The organism is Pseudomonas brassicae, from assembly GCF_010671725.1.
In the GTDB taxonomy this organism is placed as follows: Bacteria; Pseudomonadota; Gammaproteobacteria; order Pseudomonadales; family Pseudomonadaceae; genus Aquipseudomonas; species Aquipseudomonas brassicae.
Window position 1 is genome coordinate 1 of the sequence record NZ_JAAHBU010000151.1, and the last position, 6,896, is coordinate 6,896.

5 protein-coding genes and 2 pseudogenes are annotated in these 6,896 nt (G+C 65.8%); all 7 read right to left on the minus strand.

What is annotated here, in order from left to right; genetic code table 11:
* The coding region (locus tag G3436_RS11970) for a carboxymuconolactone decarboxylase family protein (protein WP_163945108.1) at positions 1-289 on the minus strand (289 nt) is incomplete at its 3' end.
* Between the two features lie 10 nt (positions 290-299).
* A complete protein-coding gene (pcaD, locus tag G3436_RS11975; protein ID WP_163945111.1) occupies positions 300-1,091 on the minus strand; it encodes a 3-oxoadipate enol-lactonase in 792 nt (263 codons plus the stop codon).
* Between the two features lie 11 nt (positions 1,092-1,102).
* Positions 1,103-2,467: a 3-carboxy-cis,cis-muconate cycloisomerase gene (locus G3436_RS11980; RefSeq protein WP_163945113.1), complete on the minus strand. Its 1,365-nt coding sequence runs from the start codon at positions 2,465-2,467 to the stop codon at positions 1,103-1,105.
* A gap of 12 nt (positions 2,468-2,479) precedes the next feature.
* Complete coding sequence (locus G3436_RS11985) at positions 2,480-3,769, minus strand: MFS family transporter (protein ID WP_163945116.1); 1,290 nt, start codon at positions 3,767-3,769, stop codon at positions 2,480-2,482.
* 119 nt (positions 3,770-3,888) lie between these two features.
* Positions 3,889-5,092: pseudogene (gene pcaF / locus G3436_RS11990) on the minus strand (3-oxoadipyl-CoA thiolase).
* Positions 5,089-5,868, minus strand: coding sequence for a CoA-transferase subunit beta (locus tag G3436_RS11995; protein WP_163945119.1), 780 nt, complete (start codon positions 5,866-5,868; stop codon positions 5,089-5,091). Before G3436_RS11995 ends, pcaF begins: the two are co-directional and overlap by 4 nt.
* Positions 5,865-6,724 (minus strand): annotated as a pseudogene (locus tag G3436_RS12000) (CoA transferase subunit A). Before G3436_RS12000 ends, G3436_RS11995 begins: the two are co-directional and overlap by 4 nt.
* Positions 6,725-6,896: the final 172 nt, after the last annotated feature.

Consider the following 6,896-nt stretch of genomic DNA (forward strand, 5'->3'; position numbering starts at 1 on the left):
CTTCCTTGATCTCTTCACGGGTCACACCGTTGTTCGCCGCCGCACGCAAATGCAGCTTCAATTCGTCGTTGCGGTTCATGCCGATCAGCATCGCGATGGTGATCAGGCTGCGGGTATGGCGCGGCAAGCCCGGACGCGTCCAGATATCACCCCAGGCGTGCCGGGTGATCATTTCCTGGAACTCGCCGTTGAACTCGGTGAGGTTGGTCAGGCTGCGGTCCACATGGGCATCGCCCAGCACCGCGCGACGCACCTGCATGCCGGCCTCGTAACGTTCTTTCTCGTCCACAACCTACTCCTCAACGGGCCAGCAGAAAATCGAGCACACGGCGGCTGAACGGCTCGCCGACTTCAACGTTGGACAGGTGCGCCGCGTGGAACTCGGCATACTCCGCGCCCTGCACATGCTCCTGAATGAACAACCCACCCGACGGCGGCGTGACCGCATCGGCGCTGCCGGAAATCACCAGCAACGGCACCTTGATCTCGCCCAGCCGGTCACGCAAATCGGCATCACGCACCGCCCCGCAGTTGGCGGCGTAGCCTTCGGGCGAGGTCGCCGCCAGCATGTCGGTAATACGCTTGGCCTGCTCCGGGTGGGCCGCCGCGTAAGCCGGGGTGAACCAGCGCTCGATGGACGCATCGCGCAAGCCGACCATCGCGGCCTGGCCGTCACGCAACACCATTTCGATCCGTGGATTCCAGCCCTCGTGGGTGCCGATCTTCGCCGCTGTGTTGCATACGATCAGGCGGTTAAGGCGTTCGCCGGCATTGATACCCAGCCACTGACCGATCAGGCCGCCCATGGACAGGCCACAGAAATGTGCACGTTCGATCTTCAGCGCATCCAGCAAGGACAATACGTCACGCCCCAGTTGCTCGATGCTGTACGGCCCTTCGGTCACCAGCGAGTCACCATGCCCGCGTGTGTCGTAACGCAGCACGCGAAAATGCGCGGCGAATGCCGGCAACTGGGTGTCCCACATTCTGTGGTCGGTGCCCAGCGAGTTGGACAGCACCAGTACCGGCGCGCCCTCGGGCCCGTCGAGCTGGTAGTTCAGTACGCCATCAGCGAGTTGTACGCTAGCCACAACAGCCTCCTTCAACGCTTGAATTGTTGGTGTTCAGCCACCGCCCGCGCTACCCACACGCGGGCCTGGCCGAGGTAATGAGCCGGGTCGAGCAAACGGTCGAGTTCATCCGCCGACAGCTCGGCCGTCACCTGCGGGTCGTCGCCCAGCACGTCGCGCAACTGGCGCTGCTCGGCCACCGCACGCTTGCAGCAGGTTTCCAGCAGATGATGCGCAGTATCCCGGCCCAGACGCTGGGCCAGCACGATGCTGACCGCCTCGGCCAGCACCAGGCCCTGGGTCAGGTCGAGGTTGCGGCGCATGCGCGCTGCGTCCACTTCCAGGCCCTCGGCAATGACCTGTGCCTGGCGCAACGCGCCCGACACCAGGCAGCAGATCTCCGGCAAGGTCTCCCATTCGGCATGCCACAGGCCCAGGCTGCGCTCGTGCTCCTGCGGCATGGCCGCAAACAGCGTCGAGACCAGCCCCGGCACGCGCGTGGCGGCACCGATCAGCACCGCGGCGCCCACCGGGTTGCGCTTGTGCGGCATGGTCGAGGAGCCGCCCTTGCCCGGCGCCGAAGGCTCGAATACCTCCGCCGCTTCGGTCTGCATCAGCAAGCTCACGTCTCGCCCCAGCTTGCCCAGGCTGCCGGCAAGCATGCCCAGCACCGAGGCGAACTCCACCAGGCGGTCGCGCTGGGTATGCCAGGGCTGTTCGGGCAGGCTCAAGCCGAGCTGCTCGGCCAGCGCCTCGGCCACCGGCAGTGCCTTGTTGCCCAGCGCCGCCAGGGTGCCCGAGGCACCGCCGAACTGCAGGCACAGCAAGCGCGGCTTGAGCGCCTGCAGGCGCTGGCGATGGCGGGTCAAGGCGCCGAGCCAGCCGGCGATCTTCATGCCCAGGGTCACCGGCGTGGCATGTTGCAGCCAGGTGCGCCCGGCCAGTGGTGTATCGGCATACCGCAAGGCCTGGTGCGCCAGGCTGTCGGCCAGGCGCGCCAGGTCGGCCTCGATCAGGCCCAGGGCATCGCGCAGCTGCAGCACCAAGCCGGTGTCCATGGCGTCCTGGCTGGTGGCGCCCAGGTGCACGAAGCGTTCGGCCTCGGGCACGCCGCTGGCAATCACCTTGCCCAGCGCCTTGACCAGCGGGATCGCCGAGTTGCCGGCCACCGCGATGGCGTCGGCCAGCGCCGCGAAATCGTAGCGCTCGGCCTGGCAGGCGGCCTCTATCGGCGCCACCGCTACCTGCGGGATAAGCCCCACGGCAGCTTCGGCGCGCGCCAGTGCCGCTTCGAAATCGAGCATGCCCTGCACCCGGCCACGGTCACAGAAGACCTCGCGCATGGCCGGTGCAGTGAAGTAGGCATCGAACAGCTGATTGCCCGGACGCGGGTTCATCGCAGCTCCTTGTCAATGATCATCGTGCAGGTACGCCGCCTGTCTGGGCAGGCGCAGGCTGAACAGGAAGGCGATTGCCATCATCGCGGTAACGTACCAGTAAAAGGTATTTTCCAGGTTGATCGACTTGAGCCCCAGCGCCACGTACTCGGCCGAACCGCCGAACAGCGCGTTGGCCACCGCATAGGCCAGGCCCACACCCAGCGCCCGCACCTGCGGCGGGAACATCTCGGCTTTGACCAGCCCGCTGATCGAGGTGTAGAAGCTCACGATGGCCAGTGCCAGGGTGATCAGCACGAAGGCCAGGAACGGGCTGGTGACGGTCTTGAGCGTGAGCAGGATCGGCACCGTGCACAGCGTGCCCAGCGCGCCGAACCAGAGCATCGAGTTGCGCCGGCCGATACGGTCCGAGAGCATGCCGAACAGCGGCTGCATGCACATGTACAGGAACAGCGCCCCGGTCATGATGAAGCTGGCCGTCTTGGCGCTCATGCCGGCGGTGTTCACCAGGTACTTCTGCATGTAGGTGGTGAAGGTGTAGAAGATCAGCGAGCCACCTGCGGTGTAGCCGAGCACGGTGATGAACGCTGCCTTGTGGTGGCGAAACAGCCCGCCGAGGCTGCCGGCGTCCTTGTCGTTGCGGGTTTCGGCGCTGCTGGTCTCTTCCAGCGAGCGGCGCAGGAACAGCGAGATCACCGCTGCCACCGCCCCCACCACGAACGGAATGCGCCAGCCCCAGGCGCGCAGCTCATCTTCGCTGAGCACCTGCTGCAGGATCACCACCACCAGCACCGCAAGCAGTTGCCCGCCGATCAGGGTCACGTACTGGAACGAGGCGAAGAAGCCGCGCTGACCGCGCAGCGCCACTTCACTCATGTAGGTGGCGGTGGTGCCATATTCACCCCCCACCGACAGCCCCTGGAACAGGCGTGCCGCCAGCAGCAAGGCCGGCGCCCAGGCACCGATGCTGGCGTAGGTCGGCAGGCAGGCGATCACCAGCGAGCCGGCGCACATCATCAGTACCGAGATCATCATCGAGTTCTTGCGCCCGTGGCGGTCAGCCACACGCCCGAACAGCCAACCGCCGATCGGCCGCATCAGGAACCCGGCAGCAAATACGCCGGCCGTATTGAGCAACTGTACGGTGGGGTCGTCGGAGGGGAAGAACGCCGGGGCGAAATAGATGGCACAGAAGGCATAGACGTAAAAGTCGAACCATTCCACCAGGTTGCCCGACGAGGCACCGACGATGGCGAAGATGCGTTTGCTGCGTTCTTCACCGGTGTAATAGGTTGAGGTCATGGCAATTCACTCTGAGAGGGTGTCTGAAGTCTAGACACACTCGGTAACACTCACGTTCCACAGACAATCACCCCGCTGCCCCGACCTTGCGTGGAGGCCGTGGCAACAGGGTCATTGAATTACACGCGCTCGATGGCCAGGGCCAGGCCTTGGCCGACCCCCACACACATGGTCGCAAGACCTTTGCGCCCGCCGGATTTCTCCAACTGGTGCAGCGCGGTGAGCACCAGACGTGCACCGCTCATGCCCAATGGGTGACCCAGGGCAATGGCGCCGCCGTTGGGGTTGACCTGCGGCGCATCGTCGGCAAGGCCGAGTTCACGCAGCACGGCCAGGCCCTGGCTGGCAAAGGCTTCATTGAGTTCGATCACATCGAAATCGATGACCGCCAGGCCCAGGCGCTCGACCAGCTTGCGTACCGCCGGCACCGGGCCGATGCCCATCACCCGCGGCGCCACACCGGCGCTGGCCATGCCGAGCACGCGGGCGCGCGGGGTCAGGCCGTGTTTTTTCACCGCCTCGGCCGAGGCCAGAATCAGCGCTGCGGCACCGTCGTTGACGCCCGAGGCGTTGCCGGCGGTGACGGTCTTGTCCGGGCCGTTGACCGGCTTCAGGCGGGTCAGGGCTTCAAGGGTGGTGTCGGCACGCGGGTGCTCGTCCTGCTCGACCACGGTCTCGCCCTTCTTGTGGGCGATGCGTACCGGCACGATCTCTTCGGCGAAGTAGCCAGCGGCCTGGGCCTTGGCGGTACGCTGCTGGCTGCGCAGGGCAAAGGCGTCCTGATCGGCGCGTGACACCTGGTAATCATCGGCCACGTTGTCGGCGGTCTGCGGCATCGCATCCACGCCGTACTGGGCTTTCATCAAGGGGTTGATGAAGCGCCAGCCGATGGTGGTGTCTTCCAGCTTCATGTTGCGCGAATAGGCGTTGTCGGCCTTGCCCATCACAACGGTGCACGCGACATCGACTCGACGCCGCCGGCGATCGCCAGCTCCATCTCGCCGCTGGCGATGGCGCGAAACGCCGTGCCGATCGCGTCCATGCCCGAGCGCACAGGCGGTTGAGGGTCACGCCCGGCACGCTGTCGGGCAGGCCGGCCAGCAACAGCGCCATGCGCGCGACGTTGCGGTTGTCTTCGCCGGCCTGGTTGGCACAGCCGAAGAACACTTCGTCGAGCTGGTCCCATTGCACGTTCGGGTTGCGCTCGATCAGGGCCTTGAGCGGCACCGCCGCCAGGTCGTCGGCACGCACGCCGGCCAGGGCACCGCCGAAGCGGCCGATGGGGGTACGAATCGCGTCGCAGATAAATACGTCACGCATCAGGCTTCTCCCGGCGCCTGGCCGTGGGCGGCCGCGGTGCGCGCTTCAAGGTCGCGCAGGGCAGTCAGTTCGACCTCGCTCGGCGCCACGGTGGTTTCGACGCTGTCGGCAAAGCGGATCGCCCAGCCAGTGGCGGCGACAATCTGCTCGCGGGTCACGCCCGGGTGGATCGAGGTGACCACGAACTCATTGGTGTCTGCTTCCGGCTCCATGATGCACAGGTCGGTGATGATGCCCACCGGGCCAGCGCCTGGCAGGCCCAGGCGTTTGCGCGAATCACCGCCTTCGCCGTGGCCGACCGAGGTGATGAAGTCGAGCTTGTCGACGAACGCCCGCGACGACTGCTTGAGGATGATCAGCACGGTCTTGGCCGAACCGGCGATCTCCGGCGCACCGCCGGCACCCGGCAGGCGCACCTTGGGCTGATGATAGTCACCGACCACGGTGGTGTTGATGTTGCCGAAGCGGTCGACCTGCGCGGCGCCGAGGAAGCCCACGTCGATGCGACCGCCCTGCAGCCAGTAGCGGAAGATCTCGCCGGTCGGCACCACGGTGTCGGCGGTCTCGGCCAGTTCGCCGTCACCGATGGACAGCGGCAGCACGCTCGGCTTGGCACCGATCGGGCCCGACTCGTAGATCAGCACCACGTCCGGCGACGAGGTCAGGCGCGCCAGGTTGGCCGCCTTGGACGGCAGGCCGATGCCGACGAAGCACACGGCGCCATTGCGCAGGCGGCGTGCGGCGGCAACGGTCATCATTTCATTGGTGGAGTAGCTCATTGTGCAGCCTCCGAAGCGCTGGCCAGTTTTGCCTTGAAGGCAGGGAAGTCGGCGGTGCCGCGAATGTATTCGTCGATCCAGGCGGTGAAGGTTTCGCGGCTGCGGGCAATCGGGTCCAGGCCTGGTAGAAGCGGTTGTCACGCTCGGAGTAGCCATGTGCATACGACGGGTGTGCGCCGCCCGGCACCAGGCACACGGCCGACAGGGCCCAGGTGGGCAGCACGCAGGCGTTCATCGGCGCGTTGAGGTCATCGACGATCTCTTCGACGGTGACGATGCAGCGCTTGGCGGCCAGGGCGGCCTCCTTCTGCACGCCGAGGATGCCCCACAGCAGCACGTTGCCCTTGCGGTCGGCTTTTTGCGCGTGGATCACCGTGACGTCCGGGCGCACCGAGGGCACAGCGGCCAGCACTTCGCCGGTGAACGGGCAGGTCACGCTCTTGATCAGCGGGTTGACCTTGGGCAAATCCGAGCCGGCGTAGGCGCGCAGCACCGCGAACGGCAGGCCCGAGGCGCCGGCAACGTAGGCATTGGCCAGGTCGGCGTGGCTGTGCTCTTCGATTTCCATCGCATGCGGCCACTGCTTCTCGACCGCGTCACGCAGGCGGTGCAACGAGCCGACACCCGGGTTGCCGCCCCACGAGAAGATCAGCTTGCGCGCGCAACCAGCGCCGATCAGTTGGTCGTAGATCAGGTCGGGGGTCATGCGCACCAGGGTCAGGTCCTTTTTGCCCTGACGAATGATTTCGTGCCCTGCAGCCGTCGGGATCAGGTGCGTGAAGCCTTCGAGGGCGACACTGTCGCCGTCGTTGACGAACTGCTTCACGGCATCGTGGAGCGAGAGGATTTCAGCCATTGCGGACTCCTGGTGAGCGATTGCAGGGGCGCCTTTTGGCGGCACCGGTATGAACTCAGATTAAGACGGCGCCATGGGCCGTACAATCCGATAATCGCCATAGCGTTCGATTATCGAACGTATTGTTGTTGTGCTAAGGATATAGACCGTGGTGGCCCATTCGCTGGCAAGC

Excerpts from the sequence above, each read along its gene's own strand:
- G3436_RS11985 (WP_163945116.1), bottom strand. The coding sequence starts at position 3,769 with ATGACCTCAACCTATTACACCGGTGAAGAACGCAGCAAACGCATCTTC.
- G3436_RS11995 (WP_163945119.1), bottom strand. The coding sequence starts at position 5,868 with ATGAGCTACTCCACCAATGAAATGATGACCGTTGCCGCCGCACGCCGC.
- G3436_RS11980 (WP_163945113.1), bottom strand. The coding sequence starts at position 2,467 with ATGAACCCGCGTCCGGGCAATCAGCTGTTCGATGCCTACTTCACTGCA.